This window comes from uncultured Ruegeria sp. (assembly GCF_947504215.1).
In the GTDB taxonomy this organism is placed as follows: Bacteria; Pseudomonadota; Alphaproteobacteria; order Rhodobacterales; family Rhodobacteraceae; genus Ruegeria.
This window is the reverse complement of the sequence record NZ_CANNGO010000010.1, coordinates 45,072-71,576: the sequence shown is the minus strand read 5'-3', so window position 1 is coordinate 71,576 and position 26,505 is coordinate 45,072. Positions and strand designations below refer to the sequence as shown.

The 26,505-nt window shown below is 57.0% G+C and carries 21 protein-coding genes; 9 read left to right on the top strand and 12 right to left on the bottom strand.

Features of this window, described 5'->3' with window-relative positions; translation table 11 throughout:
* Window positions 1-23: 23 nt before the first annotated feature.
* The 5 genes from pth to Q1B21_RS16635 form a co-directional block, all read right to left on the bottom strand.
* Entirely contained in the window at window positions 24-707 is a 684-nt protein-coding gene (gene pth, locus Q1B21_RS16655; RefSeq protein WP_299891077.1) for an aminoacyl-tRNA hydrolase, read from the bottom strand.
* Between the two features lie 219 nt (window positions 708-926).
* Window positions 927-1,580: a 50S ribosomal protein L25/general stress protein Ctc gene (locus tag Q1B21_RS16650; protein ID WP_299891074.1), complete on the bottom strand. Its 654-nt coding sequence runs from the start codon at window positions 1,578-1,580 to the stop codon at window positions 927-929.
* Window positions 1,581-1,701: 121 nt separating this feature from the next.
* On the bottom strand, window positions 1,702-2,868 hold the full coding sequence (locus tag Q1B21_RS16645; protein WP_299891072.1) for an alpha-hydroxy acid oxidase: 1,167 nt from the start codon (window positions 2,866-2,868) through the stop codon (window positions 1,702-1,704).
* Window positions 2,869-3,007: 139 nt separating this feature from the next.
* Window positions 3,008-3,799, bottom strand: coding sequence for a tryptophan synthase subunit alpha (gene trpA / locus Q1B21_RS16640; RefSeq protein ID WP_299082528.1), 792 nt, complete (start codon window positions 3,797-3,799; stop codon window positions 3,008-3,010).
* A gap of 79 nt (window positions 3,800-3,878) precedes the next feature.
* A complete protein-coding gene (locus Q1B21_RS16635; RefSeq protein WP_298936600.1) occupies window positions 3,879-4,367 on the bottom strand; it encodes an acyloxyacyl hydrolase in 489 nt (162 codons plus the stop codon).
* A 211-nt stretch (window positions 4,368-4,578) separates the two neighbouring features.
* Between Q1B21_RS16635 and ychF the strand changes: the two genes are divergently transcribed.
* From ychF to Q1B21_RS16610, 5 genes are all read left to right on the top strand, one after another.
* Window positions 4,579-5,676 (top strand): redox-regulated ATPase YchF, encoded by a 1,098-nt coding sequence (gene ychF / locus Q1B21_RS16630; RefSeq protein ID WP_299082525.1) that lies wholly within the window; start codon window positions 4,579-4,581, stop codon window positions 5,674-5,676.
* A 70-nt stretch (window positions 5,677-5,746) separates the two neighbouring features.
* On the top strand, window positions 5,747-6,628 hold the full coding sequence (locus tag Q1B21_RS16625) for a LysR family transcriptional regulator (protein WP_298936602.1): 882 nt from the start codon (window positions 5,747-5,749) through the stop codon (window positions 6,626-6,628).
* 85 nt (window positions 6,629-6,713) lie between these two features.
* Window positions 6,714-8,417: an NAD(P)H-dependent oxidoreductase subunit E gene (locus Q1B21_RS16620; RefSeq protein ID WP_299891067.1), complete on the top strand. Its 1,704-nt coding sequence runs from the start codon at window positions 6,714-6,716 to the stop codon at window positions 8,415-8,417.
* A 13-nt stretch (window positions 8,418-8,430) separates the two neighbouring features.
* Window positions 8,431-11,214 (top strand): formate dehydrogenase subunit alpha, encoded by a 2,784-nt coding sequence (gene fdhF / locus Q1B21_RS16615; protein WP_299891064.1) that lies wholly within the window; start codon window positions 8,431-8,433, stop codon window positions 11,212-11,214.
* A 119-nt stretch (window positions 11,215-11,333) separates the two neighbouring features.
* Entirely contained in the window at window positions 11,334-11,849 is a 516-nt protein-coding gene (locus Q1B21_RS16610; RefSeq protein ID WP_299891061.1) for a thioesterase family protein, read from the top strand.
* An 18-nt stretch (window positions 11,850-11,867) separates the two neighbouring features.
* Here Q1B21_RS16610 and Q1B21_RS16605 read toward each other — a convergent pair whose 3' ends face one another.
* The 3 genes from Q1B21_RS16605 to Q1B21_RS16595 all read right to left on the bottom strand — a co-directional run bounded on the left by Q1B21_RS16605 (window position 11,868) and on the right by Q1B21_RS16595 (window position 19,133).
* The gene (locus Q1B21_RS16605) at window positions 11,868-15,956 is read right to left on the bottom strand and encodes a translocation/assembly module TamB domain-containing protein (RefSeq protein WP_299891058.1); all 4,089 of its coding nucleotides are present in this window, start codon (window positions 15,954-15,956) and stop codon (window positions 11,868-11,870) included.
* Complete coding sequence (locus Q1B21_RS16600; protein WP_299891056.1) at window positions 15,953-17,758, bottom strand: autotransporter assembly complex family protein; 1,806 nt, start codon at window positions 17,756-17,758, stop codon at window positions 15,953-15,955. The genes Q1B21_RS16605 and Q1B21_RS16600 overlap by 4 nt, the downstream gene beginning before the upstream one ends.
* Before the next feature lie 151 nt (window positions 17,759-17,909).
* Window positions 17,910-19,133, bottom strand: a complete 1,224-nt coding sequence (locus Q1B21_RS16595) for a urate hydroxylase PuuD (RefSeq protein WP_299891051.1) — start codon at window positions 19,131-19,133, stop codon at window positions 17,910-17,912.
* 96 nt (window positions 19,134-19,229) lie between these two features.
* Here Q1B21_RS16595 and Q1B21_RS16590 point away from each other — a divergent pair, with 96 nt between their 5' ends.
* Complete coding sequence (locus tag Q1B21_RS16590) at window positions 19,230-20,144, top strand: LysR family transcriptional regulator (protein WP_299891049.1); 915 nt, start codon at window positions 19,230-19,232, stop codon at window positions 20,142-20,144.
* Window positions 20,145-20,148: 4 nt separating this feature from the next.
* Here the strand turns inward: Q1B21_RS16590 and uraH are convergent, their stop codons facing one another.
* On the bottom strand, window positions 20,149-20,505 hold the full coding sequence (uraH, locus tag Q1B21_RS16585) for a hydroxyisourate hydrolase (RefSeq protein WP_299891046.1): 357 nt from the start codon (window positions 20,503-20,505) through the stop codon (window positions 20,149-20,151).
* A gap of 170 nt (window positions 20,506-20,675) precedes the next feature.
* On the opposite strand from uraH, the gene puuE reads away from it, so the two are divergent.
* Genes puuE through Q1B21_RS16570 form a run of 3 tightly spaced genes read left to right on the top strand, consistent with a single transcriptional unit; the run spans window position 20,676 to window position 24,070 of the window.
* Window positions 20,676-22,094: an allantoinase PuuE gene (puuE, locus tag Q1B21_RS16580; RefSeq protein WP_299891044.1), complete on the top strand. Its 1,419-nt coding sequence runs from the start codon at window positions 20,676-20,678 to the stop codon at window positions 22,092-22,094.
* Window positions 22,091-22,597: an ureidoglycolate lyase gene (locus tag Q1B21_RS16575; RefSeq protein WP_299891041.1), complete on the top strand. Its 507-nt coding sequence runs from the start codon at window positions 22,091-22,093 to the stop codon at window positions 22,595-22,597. Before puuE ends, Q1B21_RS16575 begins: the two co-directional genes overlap by 4 nt.
* Window positions 22,598-22,639: 42 nt before the next feature.
* Window positions 22,640-24,070: a nucleobase:cation symporter-2 family protein gene (locus Q1B21_RS16570; RefSeq protein ID WP_299891038.1), complete on the top strand. Its 1,431-nt coding sequence runs from the start codon at window positions 22,640-22,642 to the stop codon at window positions 24,068-24,070.
* Between the two features lie 47 nt (window positions 24,071-24,117).
* On the opposite strand, the gene Q1B21_RS16565 is transcribed toward Q1B21_RS16570, so the two are convergent.
* The 3 genes from Q1B21_RS16565 to Q1B21_RS16555 form a co-directional block, all read right to left on the bottom strand.
* Window positions 24,118-25,104: a glyceraldehyde 3-phosphate dehydrogenase NAD-binding domain-containing protein gene (locus Q1B21_RS16565; protein WP_299891036.1), complete on the bottom strand. Its 987-nt coding sequence runs from the start codon at window positions 25,102-25,104 to the stop codon at window positions 24,118-24,120.
* A 54-nt stretch (window positions 25,105-25,158) separates the two neighbouring features.
* The gene (locus tag Q1B21_RS16560; RefSeq protein ID WP_299891033.1) at window positions 25,159-25,482 is read right to left on the bottom strand and encodes a hypothetical protein; all 324 of its coding nucleotides are present in this window, start codon (window positions 25,480-25,482) and stop codon (window positions 25,159-25,161) included.
* A 100-nt stretch (window positions 25,483-25,582) separates the two neighbouring features.
* Window positions 25,583-26,416 (bottom strand): bifunctional allantoicase/(S)-ureidoglycine aminohydrolase, encoded by an 834-nt coding sequence (locus tag Q1B21_RS16555; RefSeq protein WP_299891030.1) that lies wholly within the window; start codon window positions 26,414-26,416, stop codon window positions 25,583-25,585.
* Window positions 26,417-26,505 lie beyond the last annotated feature (89 nt).

Genomic DNA, 26,505 nt, shown 5'->3' with positions numbered 1-26,505 from the left:
CGTTACGGAAAGGTGAGGCGCGCCTATTTGAACTTGTCCAGAAGCTTCTGCATGGTTGAACGATCGTCGCTCAGCGGTTCTGGCTTTGCTTCAGGTTTAGGATCGGTTTTGGCGGGCGAAGGGGTCTTAGATGACCGCGCCGGTGCTGTGCGCAAGGCGACGGCGTTCATGAATTTCCCGCCTTCATCCTGTGCCAAATGATTGGCGCCGTCCGAAACACCGCGCAATACTTCGCTTAGCCAGTCGCCCTCGGACTTCGCAAAATCACTAAGCACATAGGGTGAGACCATTTCTTTTCGACCAGGGTGCCCGATACCCAACCTAACCCGGTCATAGGCCGCGCCGATATGCTCGTGGATGGAACGCAAGCCATTGTGCCCGGCATGACCACCACCGGCCTTAACACGCACCTTGCCGGGGATAAGGTCCAATTCGTCGTGAAAAACTGTCACGTCGGTTGAGTCGAGCTTGTAGAAACGCATCGCTTCGCCCACTGACTGACCCGAACGGTTCATGAAGGTTTGCGGCTTCAGCAGCAGGACTTTCTCAGTGCCCAACCGACCTTCTGCGATGTCGCCCTGAAACTTTGATTTCCATGGGCCAAACCCGTGATCCTCGGCAATTTGGTCCAAGGCCATGAAACCAATATTGTGCCGGTTCCGGGCATATTTCTGCCCCGGATTTCCCAGTCCGACAAATAGTTTCATTGTGCTGCCCCACGGGTCAAAGTTCGTCTGCCCCCTCATGCCCGGATTTCGTTCGAAAATCCAGATGGGCCGGTTTGAAAATCACGGGATGATTTACGGCCATCTATGGCTTGGCCGAAGAAACCGATTAGGCAAAACTGCGTTGATCATCGAAGTTGCAACAAAAAACGGGGCTCTGAAAAGAGCCCCGTTAGAAAATCTGGATAGTGGTATCCGGATTTATTCTTCTTCTTCCTGTCCGACGACTTCGACTTCGTCAGCTGCGACTTCATCTTCACCTTCTTCATCGTCGTCTGTCGCCAGACCTGTCGGTGCCGAGATGTTGGCGATCACGAAATCACGGTCGATGGTCGGCTTGGTGCCAGCTGGCAGCTCAACAGACGAAATGGTCGCAACGTCGTTGATGTTCATGCCGGTCAGATCAACGGTGATCTTTTCAGGGATCTCGCCTGCTGTGCAAACCAACTCAACTTCAGGACGGACAACGGTCACAACGCCGCCCTTCTTGACGCCGGGAGCTTCTTCTTCGTTGATAAACTCAACCGGGATGAACAGCGCGATCTTGGTGGTCCGGCGCAGGCGCATCAGGTCCAGGTGTGTCGGCAGATCTTTGACGACATCACGCTGAACGTCGCGGCAGATAACGCGAACGTCTTCGTGACCGTCAACCTTCAGGTTCCACAGCGTCGACTTGAACCGACCCGCTTTCAGGCGCTTGAATAGTTCGTTGAACGGGATCTGGATTGCCAGCGGGTCTTTGTCGCCACCAAATACAACGCCCGGAACCATGCCGTGGCGGCGTGTTTGACGAGCGGCGCCCTTGCCTGTCCCCGTCCGTTCCAGAGCTACGAGATCAGGAATCTCACCAGCCATGATATATCTCCAATGTTAGGGCGGGCATCCTCCAAGGCTGTATGCCCGCGTGAAGCGGCGTCCATAGCTTGATTCACTGGGTTTGAAAAGCGATTTTTAGCCGCTCAGACGCAAAGACAGATCAATCCTGCCAGCGCCCGCCAAAATCTTCCGGGATCAGCAGATTGTGCCGCCCCAGATCGCCCACGTTTCGCTCACCGCACAGGGCCATCGTGGTGTCTAGTTCCTTTTCGATCACCTCGAGCGCGGTGGTCACGCCTTTTTGCCCCATAGCGCCTAAACCATAGACAAATGCGCGGCCGATATATGTGCCTTTGGCCCCCAAAGCTAACGCCTTCAGCACGTCCTGCCCGGACCGGATTCCGCTGTCCATGTGTACCTCAACGTCGCTTCCGACTGCATCCAGGATTTCCTGCAGCATGCGGATCGAACTAAGTGCACCGTCCAACTGGCGACCGCCATGGTTCGAAACAACAATGGCATCAGCACCCAGTTTTGCCGCCATCTTGGCATCCTCGGCGTCCAGTATTCCTTTCAGAATGACCTTACCACCCCATTGTTCCATCAGTTTTTCCACCTTGGTCCAATCCAGGCTTGGATCAAACTGCTCTGCTGTCCATGCGCCCAGCGATGAAGCGTCCGAGACGCCTTCGGCATGGCCCACTATGTTTCCGAACTCTCGTCGATGGGCCCCGAGCATCTCAATGCCCCAAGCCCATTTGGTCATCAGGTTTGCGATGGTTTTTGCGGTCAGTTTCGGCGGGGCGGACAACCCGTTTTTTAGGTCCTTGTGACGTTGCCCCAAGATCTGCAGGTCCAGCGTAATCACCAGCGCCGAACATTTTGCATCCTTGGCGCGTTGGATCAGACGGCTGACATAGTCTTCGTCTTTCATAGTGTACAACTGAAACCAGAACGGTTTGTCGGTGTGGCCTGCCACATCTTCGATCGAATTGATCGACATTGTTGAAAGGGTAAAGGGCACGCCGAACTCCTCAGCGGCTTTGGCAGCTTTCATTTCACCATCGGCGTGCTGCATCCCGGTCAGGCCCACAGGCGCAAGCGCCACGGGCATCGAAACGTCCTCGCCAATCATCTGAGACGCCGTTGAACGCCCGGCCATATCCACTGCGATCCGCTGGCGCAGGCGAATCTTCTCGAAGTCCGAGGTGTTTTCCCGAAACGTTTGTTCCGTCCAGCTTCCGCTTTCGGCGTAGTCATAGAACATCCGGGGGACGCGGCGTTGGTAGATGCGTTTCAGGTCTTCGATTGTGGTGATGACGGGCATTGCACACGGCCTTGATGATATTGGTTAGGTTTTGTTACCAATTTTCTCGACCAGCCGCAACGCTGTCTGGATATCAAAAACCGCAGCTGGCCTGAGGCAAACTGCGGCTAAAGAAGCGTTTGAAGTTGTTGTTAGGGGCTTAGGCCGAGTGAGCTCCGTCAGATAGGGTCTTCACAAACTCTAGCACTTCGGCGACCGGCTTTCCGGCCCCGATTTGACCGACAATGGCCGAGCCCACAACAGCCCCATCTGCCACACTTGCAATGGTACGTGACTTTTCCGGTGTATTGATGCCGAATCCGACGATTACTGGCAGGTCGGTCTGCGATTTGATCCGCGCAACCTCGGGTCCGACATCCTGAGCTTCTGCCTCGGCCGCGCCGGTAATACCCGTGATGGACACGTAATAAACAAAGCCTGACGTGTTCTGCAAAACACGGGGCAGGCGCTTGTCATCTGTTGTTGGTGTCGCCAGACGGATGAAGTTCAATCCGGCGGCCTGTGCAGGCAGGCACAGCTCGTCATCTTCTTCAGGTGGCAGGTCGACAACAATCAGCCCGTCGATACCGGCAGCTTTTGCATCCGTAAGGAACGTATCAACGCCGCGGCTATAGATTGGATTGTAATATCCCATCAAAACAATCGGCGTGGTGTCGTCGGTCTCACGGAAGGTGCGCGCCAAATCCAACGTGCGCTGCAACGTCATGCCGCCGTCCAATGCGCGTTGTCCCGCCAGTTGAATCGTGGGGCCATCGGCCATTGGATCGGTGAAGGGCAAGCCCAGCTCGATCACATCGACACCAGCCCCCGGCAAACCCTTGACCACTTCAAGCGAGGTTTCATAGTCAGGGTCTCCGGCCATGATATAGGCGACAAAGGCTTTTTTGCCCTCGGCTTTCAGTGCGGCAAACTTTGCGTCGATACGGCTCATCAGATGTCCTTGCAAACAGGTTTGGACCTGATGTGCAGAAACTTTGACCGAAAATCAATCCCGCCTCGTTGCGAATGGATTAGAACGCGTAATGATACCGCAGCAAAAGAGCGTTCACCCCGGGATTTTCGTCCTGGGTGCTGGCATTGGATTTATGTGTCACCGCGACCGAAATCTTGTTGCCGCTGTTCAAGGTATAGCCAAGGCCCAGCAGGCTGCGGATCTGAAAGCTACCGCCCAGATCGTTCAGATCATTTCCTTCGTCATAATACCCGGGCATGACGCTGCCCTCGACAAACCAGCGATCACCCAGCGTATAGACGCCGATCAGCCCAGCGCCAATATGTGTGTCGCCATCAGCGTCGACCGACAAAGCAGCACCCCAGGTGGCACTGAACCGCGTCGCTTGATGAAAGGGACTGTGTTGGTATTCCAGGGACAAAATAGCCTGATCCTCGGACATACTGTCCGAATAATCTGCATATCCAGCGCCAAATATGATGGATTGCGCAGGCGCAGCGGTCGCGGCGCCAATGGCCACAGCGGAAACTAAAAGGAGTGTCTTCATATCAATCTATACGCAATTTGTTGTTGATGTCGTTCGCTAAGTGGTGACTTTAAAGCGCATTTTCAGATTTACACAAGCACACAAGCATCGAAAACTACCGAACATTATTGTGATGTGTCCAAACAGGCTCAATTGAGTGTTGCCTGCCAACCGCTTGCGCATTGAGCCTGACCTGCCTAGAAGCAGCCGCGAATGGCATCAGGAGACCACCATGGGCTTTAAAATGGGAATTGTGGGTTTGCCGAATGTGGGCAAATCGACCCTCTTCAACGCGCTGACCAAAACCGCGGCCGCTCAGGCTGCGAATTTCCCGTTCTGCACGATTGAACCCAATGTGGGCGACGTGGCCGTGCCTGATGATCGGCTGGACAAGCTGGCGGCGATTGCAAGCTCGAAACAGATCATCCCGACAAGGATGACTTTTGTGGATATTGCAGGTCTGGTCAAAGGCGCCTCGCAGGGGGAAGGGCTGGGCAATCAGTTTCTGGCCAACATCCGCGAAACCGACGCAATAGCTCATGTCCTGCGATGTTTCGAAGATGGTGATGTGACCCATGTCGACGGGCGCGTCGATCCGGTGGCAGATGCTGATACCATCGAGACTGAACTGATGCTGGCGGATCTGGAAAGTATTGAAAAACGCCGCGCAAACTTGGTGCGCAAGCTTAAAGGCAACGACAAGGAAGCCCAGCAGCAGGAACGTCTGTTGGCCGAAGCGCAGGCAATGCTGGAAAGTGGCAGACCCGCGCGTCTGGTCGAGGTCAGCGATGAGGATTCAAAAGCCTGGAAGATGCTGCAGCTGCTGACGACAAAGCCTGTGCTTTATGTCTGCAACGTGTCGGAAGAAGAAGCGGCGGAGGGAAATGAATATTCGACCCGCGTCGCTGAAATGGCCGCTGCACAGGGCAATTCTCACGTCATCATCAGCGCCAAGATCGAAGAAGAGATCAGCCTGCTGGAAGAGGACGAAGCCCAGATGTTCCTTGAGGAGATGGGTCTGGAAGAACCTGGTCTTGACCGCCTGATCCGCGCCGGTTACGATTTGCTCAAGCTGGAAACCTATTTCACTGTTGGCCCGAAAGAGGCCCGTGCGTGGACCATTCGGACAGGAACGGTCGCGCCACAGGCGGCTGGTGTCATTCATGGTGATTTCGAAAAGGGCTTCATCCGCGCTGAAACCATCGCTTATGACGACTATATCGCGGCCGATGGGGAACAGGGGGCCAAAGAGGCTGGCAAGATGCGGGCCGAAGGCAAAGGTTATGTCGTCAAGGACGGCGACGTGATGCACTTCTTGTTCAACACCTGATCAATAAGGGTCTTTTCCTGCAGCCAGAGAAGGTTATCCTGCCCCACCTGTCAGCACGCTGAGGCCCAGAGTGATCGAGATTCGCGACCTGCAATTGCTCAGCGCTTTGGCGCGGCACCGACACTTTGCCAAAGCGGCCGAGGAATGCGGGATATCTCAGCCCGCGTTTTCGATGCGCATCCGCAATCTCGAAGATCGGTTGGGTGTGTCGATCGTGCGCCGCGCCAATCGGTTTCAAGGTCTGACCGAAGAAGGCGAGATGATTGTTCGCCGGGCACGCCGCATTCTGGACGATGCCAAAGCGCTGGAACAGCAGGTCTTGGCAACCCGCGGTGAAATCACCGGCACGCTGATTTTCGGTGTGATCCCCACTGCGACCGCATTTACGGGCCGCTTGATCAAACGGCTGCAGCAGGCCCATCCTCGCATCCTGTCCCGGATCGAAACCATGTCAGCCAATGCCATTCAGCATCGGCTTGACGAGGGCAGTCTGGATGCTGGCGTGACGTATGGCGATAGTATCGGCACCGACCTGCGTCAGGTTCAGCCCTTGTATGAAGAGACCTATGTCCTGCTGATCCCCGCGCACATGACGGATGAAAACGGGCCGATTCCCTGGGCGCGGGTGGCTGATTTTCCAATCAGCCTGCTGGAGCCGCAAATGCAGAATCGGCGCATTCTGGATCGGATATTTTCAGAACAGGGTCTTCATCCGCATGTGGTGGCAGAAACCAGCGGATTTACCGCGTCGATGGTTATGGCCCGCGAGGGTCTGGCCGCAACCGTTGTGCCCCGCGTTCTGGTGCGGGCGTTGGGAGAACTCAAAGGCACGAAGGTACTGCCGCTGATCGATCCTGTTGTAAGTAAACCGATTTGTCTGGCTACCCTCACGCGCGATCCCGAATTGCCGACGGTTGCGGCATTGCGCGCTGTCGTGGCGTCTTTACGGTGATAACCTGTCGTTATCGTGCGATAGTGATATGCGATTTGACGATATGCTAACCTGATGAGAGACCAAACCTCAATCGGAGGGCATTATGGCACCATTAGATACCAAGCCATCAGGCGCACCCAGGGGCGTCTGGAAGTCAGGTAAAGGCAAAGGGCGGCACACGCCCAAAGGCCGTCAGTTCACGGATGAGGCACAGGCCGAGATATCGCGCCTGCTGGGCGACCGCCCGCGCCGCCGTGACCTGCTGATCGAATTCCTGCATCTGATTCAGGACGCACACGGCCATATCAGCGCCGATCACATCGCCGCTTTGGCCGTCGAGATGCGCGTGGGCCAGGCCGAGATCTATGAGACTGCCACTTTCTACGCCCATTTCGATGTGGTGAAAGAGGATGAGGCACTTCCGCCTGCGCTGACAATCCGTGTCTGTGATTCCCTGTCCTGTGAAATGGCTGGGGCCCAGCAGTTGCAAAAGGCGCTCGAGGATGGGTTGGATGCATCGCAGGTGCGCGTCCGCCGCGCGCCCTGCATGGGACGCTGCGATACGGCGCCGGTGCTTGAGATTGGCCACAACCATATCGATCACGCGACCCCCGAAAAGGTAAAGGCCGCGATTGCCGCCAGTGACACCCACGCGCATTTGCCCGACTATGAAACCTTCGCGGCGTATGCGAAAAACGGCGGCTACGCCAAGCTGAAAGAGCTGCGCGACAGCGGCGACTGGGAGAAGGTGCAGGAAGACGTCCTGGCCTCGGGCCTGCGCGGTCTGGGTGGTGCTGGCTTCCCCTCGGGCAAGAAATGGGGCTTTGTTCGCATGAACGAAGGTACCCGCTATCTGGCGGTGAACGGCGATGAGGGCGAACCCGGCACCTTCAAAGACCGCTATTATCTGGAGCGCACGCCGCATGTCTTTCTAGAAGGCATGCTGATCGCTGCATGGGCGGTCGAGGCTGAGACCTGCTTCATCTACATGCGCGACGAATACCCGGCCGTTCTGGAAATCCTGCGTCGAGAGATTGCCGCGTTGGAAGAGGCTGGGATCGTTGAAAAAGGTTATGTCGATCTGCGCCGGGGTGCTGGCGCCTATATCTGCGGTGAAGAATCCGCGATGATCGAGTCGATCGAGGGCAAAAAGGGCCTGCCGCGTCACCGCCCTCCGTTCGTGGCGCAGGTGGGGGTCTTCAATCGTCCAACCTTGGTACACAATGTCGAGACGCTCTATTGGGTCACCAAGGTCTGCCGCGAGGGGCCGGAATGCCTGAACAGCACCGAAAAGAATGGCCGTAAGGGTCTGCGCAGCTATTCGGTCTCGGGCCGCGTGGCCGAACCGGGCGTTTACTTGCTGCCCGCAGGATCGACCATTCTGGACGTGATCGAGGCCGCCGGAGGTATGGCCGCGGGCCAGACCTTCAAGGCCTATCAACCGGGTGGGCCGTCTTCGGGCCTGCTGCCCGCATCCATCGACGATGTGCCACTGGATTTTGACACGCTGCAGCCGTTGGGCACGTTTATCGGCTCTGCTGCCGTGGTGGTTCTGTCAGATCAGGACACCGCCCGCGATGCGGCGCTGAACATGCTGCGGTTTTTCGAAGATGAAAGCTGCGGTCAGTGCACACCCTGCCGGGCAGGCTGCGAAAAGGCGGTGAAGCTTATGCAGGCCGACAAATGGGATCAGGACCTGCTGGAAGATTTGTGTCAGGTCATGGGTGATGCCTCGATCTGCGGGCTGGGGCAGGCGGCCCCGAACCCGATCCGCCTGGTCATGAAACACTTCGCCGACGAAATCTGAGGGAGACAGAGCCATGCTTGATGCAAGCCCGAACAAAACCGTCACCTTCAACCTGAACGGCGATGATGTCACCGTGCCCGAGGGCTGGACCATCTGGGAAGCCGCCAAGGGGCAGGGGTTCACGATCCCGCACTTATGTCACAAGCCTCAACCCGGCTATAAACCGGATGGCAACTGTCGCGCCTGTATGGTCGAGGTGGAGGGCGAGCGCACGCTGGTCGCCTCGTGCATTCGCCCGGCTGCGGACGGAATGGTGGTAAAAACCGATAGTGATCGGGCCGAGAAATCGCGCGCAATGGTCATGGAATTGCTGGTCGCCGACCAACCCGAAGAGGCGCACGATAAATCCAGCCATTTCTGGGATATGGCCAAGCTGAACGATGTAAGCGACAGTCGCTTCCCGGCGAAAAAGGCCGAGAAGATCCCTCTGCTGGATGACAGCCACGTTGCAATGCGCGTCAATCTGGACGCCTGCATCAACTGCAACCTCTGTGTCCGTGCTTGTCGCGACGTGCAGGTGAATGACGTGATCGGCATGGCCGGTCGCGGACACACGGCGCAAGTGGTGTTTGACCAGAACGACCCGATGGGGGATTCGACCTGTGTCGCCTGTGGTGAATGTGTTCAGGCCTGCCCGACAGGTGCGTTGATGCCAGCCACTGTGCTGGACGATCAGCAGCAGGGGGACAGCAAGGATTACGATAGCGAAACCGAAAGCGTCTGTCCGTTCTGCGGCGTCGGCTGTAAGGTTTCGCTGAAGGTCAAGGACGGCAAGGTCAAGTATGTCGAAGGCATTAACGGCCCAGCAAACGAAGGCCGCTTGTGTGTCAAAGGTCGCTTTGGCTTTGACTATATCCACCACCCACACCGCCTGACCAAACCTCTGATCCGGCGTGAGGATGCGCCTGCCAAAGGGTTGAACGTCAATCCGGGCAATCTGGGCACTCATTTCCGCGAGGCGACCTGGGAAGAGGTGATGGATCTGGCGGCCACCAAGCTGAAAGCGCTGCGTGATGAAGATCCGCGCAACGTCGCTGGCTTTGGTTCGGCCAAATGCACCAACGAAGAAGCCTATCTGTTCCAGAAGTTCATTCGTCAGGGCTTCAAGCACAACAACGTCGACCACTGCACCCGTCTGTGCCATGCCTCGTCCGTGGCGGCGCTGATCGAGAACGTGGGCTCAGGCGCGGTGACCGCCACCTTTAACGAGGTCGAGAACTCGGATGTGGTTATCATCATCGGCGCGAACCCGATTGAAAACCACCCCGTGGCGGCAACCTACTTCAAGCAGTTCACCAAGCGCGGTGGCAAGCTGATCGTGATGGACCCGCGCGGCGTCGGTATGCGCAAGTTCGCAGACGAGATGCTGCAGTTCCGCCCTGGTGCTGATGTCTCGATGCTCAACGCGATCATGAACGTGATCGTCGAGGAAGAGCTGTACGACAGCCAGTACATCCACCGCTGGACCGAGAACTGGGAAGCCGAAAAAGAGCATCTGCGCGCCTTCACGCCCGAGGCAATGGCGCCCATTTGTGGTATTGAGCCAGATCAGCTACGCCGTGTCGCGCGTACCTTTGCGCAGGCCAAGGCTGGTCTGATCTTCTGGGGTATGGGCGTCAGCCAGCACATCCATGGCACCGATAACTCCCGCTGCCTGATCTCGCTGGCTTTGATGACCGGCAACGTTGGTAAACCCGGCGCGGGTCTGCACCCGCTGCGTGGCCAGAACAACGTGCAGGGCGCGTCTGACGCGGGTCTGATCCCGATGTTCCTGCCGGATTATCAGTCGGTTATGGATGACGGCATTCGGGCCAAATTCAACAATGTCTGGAACTCGGACGACTTCTCTAACGAGAAGGGCCTGACCGTCACCGAGATCATTGATCAGGCCTACGCGGGTAACATCAAGGGCATGTATATTCAGGGTGAAAACCCGGCTATGTCCGACCCTGATGTTGGTCACGCACGGGAAGCTTTGGCAAAGTTGGAGCTGATGATCGTGCAGGATATCTTCCTGACCGAGACGGCGAACTATGCCGACATCATCCTGCCCGCCTCGGCGCTGTATGAAAAGAACGGCACCGTGTCGAACACCAACCGTCAGGTTCAGCGTGTGCGTCCGGCTGTGGCCCCTCCAGGTGAGGCGCGTGAGGACTGGAAAATCACGGTTGAGCTGGCGCAGCGTATTGGGCTGAACTGGGATTACACGGATGTAAGCCAGGTGTTTGATGAGATGAAGCTGACCATGGCGTCGCTCGACAACATTACCTGGGAGCGGCTTGAAACCGAGACGATCACCTATCCGTCGCTCACTGAAACTGATCCGGGTCAGGCGATCGTGTTTGGTGATGGTTTCCCGCGTGCTGACGGCCGGGCGAAGTTCACCCCAGCCAGCGTGATCCCGCCGGATGAAGCGCCCGATGACGAATACCCAATGATCGCCACCACAGGCCGTCAGTTGGAACACTGGCACACTGGGTCGATGACCCGCCGCGCTACGGTGCTGGACGCTGTGGAACCGGAAGCGAACTGTTCGATGAACCCGCGTCAGCTGAAGCTGATGGGGATCGAACCGGGTGAAACGATCCGCCTGACTACACGCCGTGGTTCGATCGAGATCATGGTGCGGGCCGATCGCGCGATTGCCGAGGATATGGTGTTCATTCCGTTTGCCTATGTCGAGGCTGCGGCGAATATCCTGACCAACTCTGCCATCGATCCTTATGGCAAAATCCCCGAGTTTAAATTCTCGGCAATTCGCGTCGAAAAGATCGAGGACGCCATCGCGGCAGAGTAACCTCTCAGCCTGCTGAAACACATAGGGCGGTCCTAAACAGGCCGCCCTTTTGCGTGTCAAAGCTGGACTTTCGGCCCGCATGTTGCCTTGATGTATGCGCCTGAACAAGGGGAACACAGATGGCGAACACGTCTTTGGGTGGACATGACGGCCCGTATCCGGCGCCGGTTGAAATCCGTGGCGGAGCGGTGGACCCCGCTTGGATCGACTACAATGGCCACATGAATGTTGGATACTACGGTGTGGCCTTCGACATGGCGCTTGAGATACTAATGGTGGATCACCTCGGGTTGGGGGAGCTTCAGGTCAACGCGTTGGGGCAGGGCCCGTATATAATCCAGTCGCATCTGCATTTTCTGCGCGAGATTACCCAAGACACGCAGTTCCACTTTCACTTTCGAATGTTGGACGCCGACCCCAAAAGAGGTCACTATTTTGCACAGATGATCTCGACCTTGGATGGTCATGTCTGCGCCACACAAGAGGCTTTGTTTATGAATGTCAGCCACGACACCGGTCGCTCGGTGGCCTATCCGGATTGGGCGGTGGTACGCCTGATGCAGATGGTCGAGGATCACAAGTCTTTGGGACCGGCGTCACAGATTGGTCAACGGATCGGAATTCGTCGCAAGTAGGGCCACGGTGACGCGAGCTTAATAGTCCCTTGCAAAAAACAAGCCGATACCTGTTTCGCCTTTGCCATCGACCGTGCCTTTGATGGAAAAATTATCCGTGACATCCAGGTTCAGGTTCACCTCGGTATCGCCTTCGGTGTTCACCGTGAAATCCGTGTAAAGGTTGTCGCTAAGATACGCGCCAGCCCCCAAACGGCCTGCGCCGCCTTCGGTCGCGCCGATGTCGACCGTATCAAGGCCGGTGGATTCACGCAGCCCCTTGGTCGCGTCGCCGCCCGCGCCGCTGAGCTGTGCTAATGAGGCTGCCATCTGCGCGATCAAAAAAGGCGATATCTCAGAAAAGCGGTTCCCGAAAAGCAGCATGGCCAGCGCCTCTTCGGCGGGGCGTTCCGGATCCGAGAACACATCAACCTCGGGTGAATCCAGCGGGCCCGCGATTTCTATGGTAGCCGTGCCGTCAGACGTGCTGGCCGAGGACTCGAATTCAATATACGGCTTCAGGTCGCCCTGCAGGCTGACAATGCCTTTTGTCAGCTGCAGCCTGCGGCCCAGAATGTCAAAAGTGCCCCGGATCAGATCAATCTGTCCGGAGGGAACAACAGATGTTGTGGTCCCGCCGATCACGATGCGGCCACCCAGTTCCGCATTCACGCCACGGCCTCGGACGAACACGGCCTTCGGGGCGACCAGACTGACATCCAGCGCGATGCGGGAGTCGCTTTTGGATTCTTCTTCCTTCACGACCAACTGCGCGCGCTCACGAGTGACAAAGCCTGCACGGCTTTCGTCGACATGTTGGATCTCGGGGATTGGCGCGGCGCCTACTGCACCGGAGGCCGCCGCAAGATTGATGTTGGTTTCGGCAAAATTGATTTGTCCGGCAAGCGAGCTATTCCCGGCCAGTGCTCCGGTCATGGCAATCTGGCCGTTCAGCGTAGTTTCGTACAACAACTTATCCGTCAGAACGAGGCTATTGAGCTGCGTCGTGATCTGCGCATTGAAGGGCGGAGTTAGATCCACCGGCCCGCTGACTGTAAAACCGCCCCCGGCGCGTACACCGCCGTTCAGCGATATCGTTGCACGGCTCTGGGCCAGATCGACCGAGCCGCTGATCCCGGTTATGGTCTGACCAGCCGTTGGGATCGCGAAGGATGTGCCGGACGTCGTGATTGTTCCACTTAGCGACTCCAGCGCCGGCTGGCCCTGTAGCGCCAGATTGAAGCGGGCGGATCCGTCGATTTTGTTGGGAGTGACAAAGATGTTGGCGATGCCAAGATTGACCCCGCCTTGTGCCGTCAGATCCGCATTTCCGCTGGTTTCGTCAAAGGTGCCCGCCACATCGCTATTGATGTTGGCCGGGCCTTTGGCGTTGGCATCGATTGTCCAGACGCCATTGCTCCGCTTGGCATTTCCCGTGGCGGCAACGGTCCCTGGAAACTCTGGCGCGAAGCGTTCGATGCGATTGAGCTTGGCGTCAAAATCCAGATCAGCGGCCCCATCCGTGGCCACTGTTCCGGACAGGCTGGCATACGAGCTATCAGGCCCTTGCAGTTTGGCTGTTCCCTCAAACCCGGAAGCGGAAGGCGCAACATTTGCATCCAGTTGCAACGGTCCAGACAAGGTGTTCGACAACCGCGCCAGATCATCCAGTTTGGCCGAAAAATCCAGCCCCCCAGATTGTCGATCCAACTGACCCGAGGCATTGGCCGACAAGGCCGTCCCATTCAGGCGAAAGTCGCGGATGTTCAGCCCGCTGTCCTCTTTCAATGCGTCGACCAACAGCGTCGTGCGTCCCTGAATTAGCTTGTCCAGTGCGGCAATGCCCGTTTGGATATCATTCGCGGTGACGTTGCCTTGGATATCAAAAGTCTGGCTGCTTTTTGCGCCCTTGCCCTGAACGTCACCCTTGATCGATCCTGCCAGATCGCGCCCGGCAAGGCCGGACAGCACGGACAAATCCGGGACATTCATGCTGGCCTGTCCATCGACGGCCAGATTACCCGTTGGATCGTCGATCGTAGCGTCGACCTGCGCCGTCAACGCTGATCCGTTCACGGTCGCCTGGCGAACCACAATCTGTTGCTGTGACAGGGCGCCGTCAAATTCGACCGATGTCTGGCCGGTCAGCAGCGGGTCGATCTCATCCATACCGGTTTTGATGTCACGTCCAGTGACGCTGGCGATGCCATCAAACTCCAGCGTTTGAACGGTGCCCTTGCCGTCCAGTTTGGCCTGAAAGCTGCCCCCCAGTTCGCGCTTCGCCAAACCAGAAAAAACCGAAAGATCCCGTGCATTGACGCTGGCCTGACCATCGATGGAAACGTTGTCATCTGGCGTTGTGACCTTGCCGCTGGCCTGTGCGCTCAATGCCTCTCCGTTCACGGTAAATTCGCGCACTGTCACGCCGTCTGTATCGCGCTTTGCATCCAACGTGATTGTTGTTTCACCCGTGATCAGCGGATCGATATCGTCACGCCCGGTGGATAAATCACTGCCATTGACGGCAAGCCTGCCATCGAAGCTACCTTCAATCGGTGATCCGCTGCCTGTAACATGCGCCGAGGCTTTCCCGCCCAGATCCAGCTTGGCCAGTTCCGAAAAACGCGAGATGTCGGATGCTTCCAGCATCGCGGATCCGTCGATGTTCAGGCCACTGTTCAATCCTCTGATTAGGGCATCGACGCCCAACAGGAAATCCGACCCGATCAGTTCAAAGTCAGACAGGTTCAGAGACTGATCATCGCCGTAGCCAAAAGTCCCATCCAAGGTGATGCGATCCCCAAGCGCCGTATTTAGGGCCGGGTCTGCCATGTCGATACCATCCAAAGCGGCCTGTAGATCACCACTTACACTGACGTTGATCCCCTGATCCAAAACACCCTGCGCTGTTATCTGCGCGTGGTCCAGGTTGATGTTTTTGGATCGCACCGCATCGGCCGAAAGGTTAAAATCCCAAAGCCTGCCGTTCTGCTGATCAAAAAGCGCTGAAATCTGGGCCGCTTCCACAGACGTGTCCCCTCCGGATATCGGCAAAACGACGGTTTCCCCATTGGGTGGTGTAATGCGCCCCTGCAGCGCAGCGACTTGAAGCGTGCCGCCCGCGCCCAGATTCAGATTGCCCTCCAAGCTCATGGCCCGAGAGGTGAACTTGAGATCATTGATGTCCAACGCACCGTCCGGGTGGGTTTGCCCATCCACGAACAAGCTGGTTTCTTTGCCGAAGAACACGTCCATGTTTCTGGCCACAAAGGGGGTCAGATCGCCGCTGAGATCGGCTGTAAACGCGATCCCTTCGCCTTCGGTTCCATCGGGCTCAAGGGCCGAACGCAGACGCACCTGACCGCCAACGTATTCCTGATCGTTACTGGCCAGTCCGATGTCGGCGGTGAAGTCATCGACAGGTCCGGACCCTTTGGCCGTTAACTCGATCGGAGGTTCATTGGGGATTTTCAGCGCGGTTGAGATCAATCCACCTGAAGATTCAATTACCTTCAGGTCCAGGTCGATCTGGCTGCTGGAGTTTTGAAATCCAGCAGCCAAGATTATTTCATCGCCGACCCGATCCAAACGGGTAATGTCCAGATTGGTGTCCAGCGTGCCGTCGGCCAAAGACAGGTTGCCACTTACGGCAAGTTCGGCCGCCACACCGATCAAAGGCTGACCGAGTGCGAGTTCATCAATCCGGATCTCTCCGATTTCAATCGCGACGGGCAATTCCGGCAGCTGGAAAGGCTGTGTTTCTGCGGATGGTGGCGGTTCATCCGTCGTGGTGGTGCCTGGTGCACGGGCAATATCGATTTCCTGCGCTGTCAGTGTATTGACGGCGAACCGACCGCGGATCAGGCCCAATCTGTTCCAATCCAGTTCGGCATCCTTGATCGTCAACCATATGCCCTGGTCGTCAGACACCGTTATTTCCTGGATTGTCGCCCGAGAGCTCAGCGCCCCTTGCAGCCCTTTGACCGTGACGTTCTGATTATCACCCGAGAGCGTATCCTGCAGGAACCGCTCGATCATGCTACCGCCTTGATCCTCTTGCGCTTGCACCACAACGGGGACGCAAGCCAGCGCGCCGATCAGAAGAGGGGTCGAAAGACGATGTATCAAAATGCCTGTCCAATGCCGATATAGAACTGCAGGCCGTCTCCGGTGTCGCCCTGAACGGGAACGGCAAGGTCAAGGCGCAGTGGGCCAAATCCACCCAGATCATATCTTACGCCAATCCCTGCGCCGGCGTGATCTTCTGCTCCACTGCCAACAAATGACGATGTATCCACGATACCGTAGTCATAAAACCCGACCAACGACAGGCTTTCGGTGACCCTGCCGCGTACTTCACCGGAAAACCCAAGAAAGGATTTACCGCCGGCAGTCCCAGTACCCACCGGAATCCCGAGGCTCTCAAACGGTTGTCCGCGTACTGTTCCGGCACCACCGGAAAAGAACAGAAAGTCTGGTGTGACGCCATCTGCAGGCGGACCAATAACGGACCCCAACTGAACCCGTCCGGCCAGAACCAAATTCCCAGCTGTTCCAAAACTGGTATAGGCGCGACCATCAAAATATAGCCTGAGACCGGTGTCTGAACCGGAAAAGCCCACAAACGGCATCACCTGCGAGTCCAGATAGAAACCACGGGTGGCGCTGATCTTGCTGTCGCGTTTGTCCCATTCCGAACGGAAGGGCAGGATGAAGTACCGAAATTTACGCCCGTTGCCATAGGCGTCATCTGCATCAGACCACTGGAAACCGGCCGATGCTTCGGCGTAAAGTTGATCTGAAAACGTACGGCGTGCACCATAGGCCAGCGATGCCACTGTAACGTCGTAGTTTTCCGTGTTGCGCCGCTCTAGCAACGTGCTCCAGAATGTGGCGTCATCGGGCCCCAGACGGTCGGGTTGATCCAGTCTCAGACCGATCCGGCCATCTATATCCTCGGCTCCGCCAATGTTGCGCACAGCAGCCTCAAAGCGTAACCGCTCGGCCCGCTTGAACATGTTGCGATGGGTCCAGGTTGCGGTGACATCGACGCCATCGCGCGACGCGAGCTCGACACCAAAAGTCAGACGGCGCTTGGGCAGATCTTCAAACGTTGCATCGAAATCCAGGGTGCCGTCCGGGTTCGCAGTTTCCCTTTCTTGCAAAGACACCACGTTGAATGTCCCGGTCCGGCGAAGCCGGGTGCCAACTTTCTGGATCTGTGCGGGCGAGTACACTTCGCCGCTGGGAAATCCAGCGATCTTTTCGATTGAACGGTGACGGACATCCGTGTCGCCATCGATGAACATCCTGCCAAAGGTCAGTCTGCGATCGGGATCAAGGTTGATTTGCGCGTCAAGCTGCGCCTGCGCGTGGCGCGCGATGACCTTTTGCCCGGCCACACTTGCCTTGGCGTGACCTGCGTCCCTCCAACCCTGAACACCCGCAGATGCGGCTTCTTGAATGGCACCTGTCGTTGCTAGTTTGCCGGGCGCAAACTGCTCGGGCAGTTCGGTGTTTGGGGCCAATGGTTGGATCGTGGCAGTTCCGAATTTGAATGTCGGACCGGTTTCGATGGTGATGACCGCACGATTGATTTGTGAGGGAACGCTGAGCGAGCTAAGCTCAGCAGCCTCCTGACCGTCGAGCTTGATGCTGACGACGGGGCTGAAATACCCTTCATCGTACAAAATCTGTACCAAGGTGCGATAGTCCGACAAGGCAGCAGACAGAATTTCCAGCGGCGTATCAAGTCCGCGATTCTCGGCGGTCGCAACCGAAGATGTCTCTTCTAGTCGCTCGACCAGCTCCTTTGGTGCCCCTGGCGCCGTAAGCGTGGTTTCCAGGGCAGCCAGGCAGGTTGGTGCGAGAGCCATTACCGCTCCGATCATCCAGCATCTCAGAATGCCTGACGGCGTGCTCCCCTGCATCAAATAGCTCCAACTGTCCCTAGTCGAAATCAATTGTGCCGCGTTGTGATGTGATCGCAGCTCATTAAGCTTATGTTAGAGCATCTGAAACCCTTCGGGGAAAGGGTCTAAAAGTTTCCCCGGCCCATTTTAGGCCGAAACTTTGGTCGCGCTATAATCCGGCGTTTCGGACCCACCTTATGATGGCGTCGCGATCCTCTGGTTCCATATACGTAACATTGGCAGGGGGCATTGCGTGACTGACGCCAGCTTGCAAATAGATTTGCTTTGCATTTCTGGCAATGTCCGCCTCGGTTTCCAGCAAGACACCTTTGGGTGCCCACAGGATGCCTTCCCAAACCGGCTCGCGCGCATGGCACATGGAACAGCGCCCCAACACGACATCATGTGCTTCTTCGAAACCATCGGCTGAGGCGAAGCGTTGTTCAAACGGCGTCAGCGGTTGTGCTTCGGCTTCTTCCAGTGGTTTGTACATCGGCGCCGTCGACAGCCACATGATTGCTATGAACAAAAGCGCTGTAACCAGCCATGTCCAGGTCGGGTTGCCGCCGCGGGCGTGGCGGGTGTTGAAATAGTGCCGGATAGTGACCCCCATCAGGAACACCAGCGCGGCTATGATCCAGTTGTATTGAGTCGCGAAGGCCAGCGGGTAATGGTTCGACAGCATCAGGAACACGACTGGCAGCGTCAGGTAGTTGTTATGAGTCGATCGCAGCTTGGCGATCTTGCCGTATTTTGGGTCTGGTGTGCGCCCATTCTTGAGGTCATCCACAACGATCCGCTGGTTTGGCATGATGATGAAGAACACATTGGCCGTCATGATCGTGGCCGTAAACGCACCCAGATGCAGCATCATGGCCCGACCGGTGAAGATCTGATTATAGCCCCAACCCATCGCAACTAGCAGTACGAACAGCAGCACCATCAACAGCGTAGGACGCTCACCCAATCCGGATTTGCACAGAAAATCATAGACCAGCCAACCCACCGTCAGAGAGGCCGCAGAAATCAGGATGCCTTGCCACAACGCGAGGTCGGCTTTCTGAGCGTCGATCAGGTAAAGCTCGCCGCCAACCCAGTAGACGATCATTAGCAACGCCGCCCCGCTGAGCCATGTGGCGTAGCTTTCCCATTTGAACCATGTCAGGTGTTCGGGCATCCGTTCGGGTGCCACTAGGTACTTCTGGATGTGATAAAACCCACCACCATGGACTTGCCATTCCTCGCCATCCGCAGGCCCGGGGATGTCGCGGTTCAGACCAAGGTCCAATGCGATGAAATAAAAGGACGATCCGATCCATGCGATGGCCGTGATGACGTGCAACCAGCGCACGGCAAAGGCCATCCAGTCCCAGAACACGGCGAAGTCATACATTCAAGTGGTCTCCGATTGCGTGCCGCCACACTAGGCAAGCGCGTATTTGTTCGGTATTCCCGTAAATTGTCAAACTGTATCAAAAAAAACGAAAAGATGTCCTATCTAGATAACATCCGCACCTTCGTCAGGGTCTACGATCTGGGCAGCATGTCTGCGGCTGGCCGCGACCTGCGTATTTCGCCTGCCGTCACCTCGGCAAGGATATCACAGCTTGAGGATCATCTGAGTGTTCGGCTGTTCCAGCGCACGACCCGGAATCTGACGCCGACCGAACAGGGACGGGCGTTTTACCCCGGCGCCGTATCGGTTCTGGATGCGGTGGACGAGGCCGAGGCGAAAGTGGTGCATCTGACCGAAGCGCCGCGCGGCTCTTTGTTTGTGGCGGCTCCGTTTGGCGTTGGGCGTCGTCTTCTGGCGCCTCACGTACCTGATTTTCTGGCGCTTTATCCTGAGATTGACGTGCGACTACGGCTGACCGACCGATCGGTGGACCTGACGACCGAAGGGTTGGATTTGGCGTTTTTCATCGGCCAGCCCGAAGACAGCACGCTGCGCATTCGCAAGATTGCCGATTGCCAGCGGGTGCTGTGTGCTGCGCCAGACTATGTGAAACGGCACGGCATGCCGCAGACCGGCGCCGATCTGATCTCAGGCAAGCATGAATGCCTGAACCTGAGGTTTCCAGGGGCGGCAGAGTTTCAATGGATGCTGGAAACGCCTGAAGGGCCCAAGAGGTTTGCGGTTTCGGGGCGCTTTGAATGTGATGATGGGGATGTGCTGACGGATTGGGCCCTGTCAGGCCAGGGCATCGCCCTGAAACCGGTGTTCGAGGTCGCAGACCATCTAAAAGCCGGCGACCTGATCCCTGTCGCGCCGCAATCTCCGCCTGTGCCGGTGCAAATGGCGTGCCTGTATACCCATCGCCGCCATCAAGACCCCAAGGCCCGGCTGTTTATGAATTTCATGATCGAGCTGATCCAAAAGGTGGTCAGCCCGTCGGGTGCTTGAAACCTTAGCTACCGCGATAGGTCGAATATCCGTATGGCGAAAGCAATAGGGGTACATGGTAGTGCGCCTCGGCATCCGACATACCAAATCGAATGGGGATCTGGTCCAAAAACAACGGTTCTTCTCCGGATTGACCCGAAGCACGAAGATAGTCTCCGGCGTAGAAAATCAGCTCGTAGGTGCCTGTCTTGAAATCTTCCTGCGGAAATATTGGTCTATTGGTGCGGCCATCCGCATTGGTCTGCATCTCTACAAGTTTCCGGTGGGAATTGCCGGTTACTTTGTAAAGTACGATTTTCATGCCCCCTGCCGGGCAACCTCGGGCGGTGTCCAGAACATGGGTCGTCAGAAATCCTGCCACGGTGGCCTCCTAATAGCTATGTATTTTCCTTTGCCACAGTGTGGGGCAAACATCAAAACTGTTGAAATGCCGAAAGAACCCGAAACACTGTTCGGATTGATTTGATAATCCTTCCCGGGTTTCTGCGCTATGGCAGTAACCAACGGACGAAAGAAAGGACGAAAACCGCGATGCAGCCTTCTCGTTACCCGCGCGACATGATCGGATATGGCGCCAATCCGCCGGATGCGCAATGGCCGGGTGGCGCAAAGCTCGCCGTTCAGATCGTGCTGAACTATGAGGAGGGTGGCGAAAACTGTGTTCTGCATGGTGATGCCGCATCCGAGGCGTTTTTGTCCGAAATCGTCGGCGCCGCACCATGGCCCGAGCAACGTCATCTGAACATGGAATCGATCTATGAATATGGCGCGCGCGCCGGATTCTGGCGGCTTCATCGTCTGATGAAGGATCTGCCGATTACTGTTTATGGCGTGGCGACGGCCTTGGCCCGGTCGCCTGAACAGGTCGATGCAATGAAGACCGCAGGATGGGAAATCGCCAGCCACGGCCTGAAATGGGTCGAGCATAAGGACATGTCGAAAGACGATGAGCGTGCCCAAATTGCCGAGGCAATCCGCCTGCACACCGAAGTTGTCGGTGAACCTCCGCGTGGCTGGTACACCGGTCGATGCTCGGAAAACACGGTGACGCTGGCGGCTGAAGAGGGTGGGTTTGCCTATATCGCCGATACCTATGCCGATGACTTGCCCTATTGGACGCGTACGAGTGGTCGGGATCAGCTGATTGTGCCCTACACATTGGATTGCAATGACATGCGGTTTGCCACGCCACAGGGATTCAATGCGGGCGATCAGTTCTTTTCCTATCTCAAAGACAGCTTTGATACGCTGTATAATGAAGGCGAAGAAGGTGCCCCGAAGATGCTGTCGATCGGGCTGCATTGCCGCCTTGTTGGCCGCCCCGGCCGGGCGATGGCGCTAAAGCGCTTTCTGGACTATGCGCGCGGGTTTTCAGATGTATGGTTCGCAACGCGGCTTCAAGTCGCCGAACATTGGGCGGCGACACACCCGCCACAAACACACCCCAAACCGTCACAGGTGAGTCGTTCGGATTTTGTCGCCGACTACGGGGGGATATTTGAGCATTCAGCCTGGATTGCCGAGCGTGCCTTTGACCTCGAACTAGGCCCCGCGCATGACACAGCAGGCGGGGTACACAACGCCCTTACACGTATGTTCCGGTCGGCATCCGAAGACGAAAGACTGGGCGTGTTGACGGCTCATCCTGACTTGGCAGGCAAACTGGCACAGGCCAAGCGATTGACCAGCGAAAGTACCTTAGAACAGGCATCAGCCGGATTGGATGCGCTGACAGATGACGAACGCGCGACGTTCACCGATTTGAACCAGCGCTATACAGCAAAGTTTGGATTTCCCTTTATCATTGCCGTTCGGGATCATGACAAAGCCTCGATCCTTCAGGCGTTCCAACGCCGCATCGACCAAGATCGGACCACTGAATTCGCCGAAGCCTGCCGTCAGGTCGAACGGATCGCTGAATTCCGGCTGCGGGATATTTTGCCGTCATGAGCCGTCAAATCGTGACCGAACCGATTTCTGCAAACGCCTTTGCGCCTTTTGGAGATCTGATTGAAGTGTCCGGCACCCCGGACAAAATCATCAATCAAGGCCAATGCGGGCGCTACCATGATCGCGCGAGAATGAGCTTTGCAGAAGGTCGCGCTGGGATAAGCCTGTTCGACGCCAATCCGCGCAGTTTGCCCTACCGCCTTGATATGGTCGAACGTCACCCCGAGGGCAGCCAGGCCTTCATTCCCATGACCGAGAACCCATTTTTGGTCATCGTGGCACTGGATGAGCAAGGCATACCCGGCCAACCCTGCGCATTTCTGACCAAGTCGGGCCAGGCGGTGAACTATCACCGTGGTGTTTGGCATGGCGTGTTGACGCCGCTTCACAGCCCAGGCCTGTTTGCTGTTGTCGACAGAATTGGCGAAGGCACAAACCTTGAAGAATACTGGTTTGATACGCCCTACCAGGTCGTAGCAGAACCCAATGAAGCCGCAGGATAAGTGGCGATACCCCCGTGAACTCTGACAGAGAGGACAGTACTCATGGCTGAAACTTCCATAGGAACGCCCGAACAGCTTCGGGATCCGAATTATACCCCGGCCTTGCACAAAGCCATCCCGCTGGGCATCCAGCACGTGCTGGCGATGTTCGTTTCGAATGTGACACCCGCGATCATTGTCGCTGGGGCCGCCGGGTTCGGATTCGGATCAAACTCGCCCGATTTTCCTGAACTTCTGTACCTGATCCAGATGTCGATGCTGTTTGCAGGCGTTGCAACCTTGTTGCAAACAATCACATTGGGGCCGGTTGGAGCAGCACTGCCCATTGTTCAGGGCACAAGCTTTGCCTTTCTGCCGATCATGATTCCGCTTGTTGCGGGGAAGGGTGTCGACGGATTGGCCGCATTGTTTGGTGGCGTGATCGTTGGTGGCGTGTTTCATGCCTGTCTGGGGGCCGTCATCGGCAAGATCCGATTTGCATTGCCACCGCTTGTGACCGGCCTTGTTGTCACGATGATTGGTCTGGCATTGGTTAAGGTCGGCATCCAATATGCGGCAGGCGGGGTGCCTGCCATCGGAACGCCGGAATATGGGTCCATGTTGAACTGGTCAGCCGCAATGGTTGTCGTGGTCGTTACACTGGGGCTCAAGTTCTTTACCCGCGGGATGCTTTCAGTTTCTGCTGTTCTGATCGGCCTGGTCGTTGGTTACGTCTACGCCCTGATGGTTGGCATGGTGACATTTGAAGCCATCGGAACCAGTTGGAGCCGGGCCTCGGCCTTCGCCCTGCCGGTGCCGTTCAAATACGGGTTCGAATTCTCATTTGCGGCCGTCATTGGGTTTTGTCTGATGGCATTCGTATCTGCCATTGAAACAGTTGGCGACGTGTCCGGTGTCACCAAGGGCGGGGCCGGGCGCGAGGCGACGGATGACGAGATTTCCGGTGCGACCTATGCCGACGGTTTTGGCTCGGCGCTTGCCGGTGTGTTCGGCGGCTTGCCCAACACATCCTTCAGCCAGAATGTCGGCCTGATCGCCATGACCGGTGTCATGAGCCGACATGTCGTGACAATCGGCGCTTTGTTCCTGATCCTTTGCGGCCTTGTCCCAAAAGTGGGCGCGATCATCCGAACCGTTCCGATCGAAGTGTTGGGCGGCGGTGTCATCGTCATGTTCGGAATGGTTGTAGCAGCCGGTGTTTCAATGCTGTCCGATGTCGACTGGAACCGGCGCAATATGGTGATCTTTGCTATTTCACTGTCCATCGGGTTTGGGTTGCAGCTTGAACCGGATGCCGTGCAACACTTGCCCGATACACTGGGCATTCTGATGAAAAGCGGCCTGCTTCCCGCGGCATTAATCGCCATCGTACTGAACCTGGTCTTGCCAGATGAGCTGTCAGATGAGGCGACCGAGGAGGTTTCAGGCGGCCTGTCCGGGCATGGGGCCGGCAGCCTGCCGAAAGAACACTAGGCGCTTGGTAACGGATCGCAACGCAACGCCGGCGCGTTGCGATCTGATCAGGCTTTGGCCATCAGGCGGGCGACATCAAGCATGCGGGCAGAAAACCCCCACTCATTGTCGTACCAGCCAAAGACGCGGATCTGACTGTTACCGACCATCCGCGTTTCAGGGCCTGCGATCACCAGGGATTCCGGGCGTGCACGCAGGTCCGAAGATACAAGCGGCAGATCCGTCCACCCCAGAACCGGCGAGGTCGCAATGGCTTCGCGGAATTGGGTGTTGAAGGCTTCAGCGGTCATTTCCCGTTCCAGTGTGATCACAAGGTCAACGGCGGAAACGCTGGCGGTTGGAACGCGCACTGCCGCACCCGAGATACGCCCGGCCAGATGCGGCAGAACCACATCAATCAGATGGGTCGCGCTGGAGGTCGTCGGCACCATCGACAAGGCTCCGGCGCGGGACCGGGCAAGATCTCCGCGTGGGGCGTCTACCATCGGTTGGCTGTTGGTATAACAATGGATGGTGGTCATGTGGCCCGAGGCCACGCCGCCGATCTCATCCAGAACTCTCACCAGTGGCGCCAGCCCGTTGGTCGTGCATGAGGCGTTGGATACGATACGCGCGCTCCCCAGTTCGTCTTCGTTGGCACCAAGAACGATTGTCACTTCGGCAGCCGGTGAGGGGCCCGAGATCAGGACTTTGCCCACGCCTGCGGTCAACCCGCGACGCGCCACGTCCGAGCTGCGCGCGACCCCGGTGCAATCCAATATCACATCCACCCCTCGCAAATCGACCAGTGCCAGATCTGCGCTTTGGGTCATCGGAATTGCGCGACCGTCCACGACCAATGCCGCATCGCCTTCGGCGACGTCCCCGGGGTAGGGCCCGAAGGTGCTGTCGTATTTGAACAGGTAGGCACAGGTTTCCAGCGGTGCGATATCATTGACCAGCACCAGCTCAATATCCGACCCCTCCGGCAAAGCCAAAACTTGCCGTAGGATCGTGCGGCCAATACGGCCGAATCCGTTGATCGCGAGTTTCATGCGCAAGCTATGGCAGGCCGTCGGAGCGACCTCAATGCCCGATCTGATGAGGGGTCAGTTGCAATTGACTTGCGAGAAAAACTGACCCGAGATGTTTTGGTACATGCTGGGCACGACAACTCTGCAGCCCGTGGCTTGCTGAATCGCGGCAATGGCCTGAATCGTGCGCAGACGCGGCGGTGGACCAAACGGGTTCAGGTTGTTGTTGTCACGTGTGGCGCGAAAGGTAACTGGTGCGTCCGAGATCTGCGTGACGGCCCATGTGCGGCTCATGACAAAAACGGATTTGGTTTCCTCTTTGGCCTCAGCCGGCGCTGCATCAAGTGTTGCAAGACCCAGCACAGCCATCAGGGCCACCGTTGTTCCACGCAGTAACATCAAACTATCTCCAGTGCTAAAAACACTTTTATTTCATCAGATTCACTTGGTCCTGTGAAGCCCTGACACAGCAAATACCAATGAAGTGTTCAATTGCTCATTAGCGCTTTGACAGTGACAAGGGCATGTGGCGGTTCACGTCTTTGTACAGCAGGTACCTAAATCGTCCTGGACCGCCTGCGTAACAGGCCTGCGGGCAAAAGGCGCGCAGCCACATATAGTCACCGGCCTCAACTTCGACCCAATCCTGATTGAGCCGGTAAACCGCCTTCCCTTCAAGCACATACAGCCCGTGCTCCATGACATGGGTTTCTGCAAAAGGGATCACGCCACCGGGTTCGAAGGTGACGATGTTTACGTGCATGTCATGACGCAAATCCTGAGGGTCGGCGAAACGGGTGGTGGACCATCGCCCCTCGGTGCCGGGCATAGGAATCGGCGCGACGTCCCGCTCATTCGTTATGATCGGATCGGGTTCGGACAGGCCCGGAACGGCATCATACGCCTTGCGCAGCCAATGGAACCGGGCGGTTCCGTCTGACCGATTGTGCAACGTCCAGTCGCTACCGGGCGGAATATAGGCGTATCCCCCTGTGTCCAGGAGTTGAGGCGCGCCATTCACGGTCAGCGTCACTTCACCTTCAACGACGAACAGAACCGCCTGCGCATTAGGATCAGTGTCCGGCCGATCGCTGCCGCCACCGGGCTGAACCTCCATAATGTATTGTGAAAACGTCTCGGCAAACCCGCTCAGCGGACGCGACAGAACCCAGAGGCGGGTGTTTTCCCAGAACGGTAGGTAGCTGGTGACGATGTCACGCATTGTTCCCTTCGGAATCACGGCATAGGCGTCGGTGAACATGGCGCGGTCCGTCAAAAGCTGATCCTGGCTGGGATGTCCGCCTTTGGGGGCGTAATAGGTTGGATGTGTCATGACATGCCTCGGGGTCGTTTTAGGGCACTATGGGGGGAAAGACCTGACGCTCCTAGTCAGTGCCTTGCGATAGGTTTGTTCGGGATAAT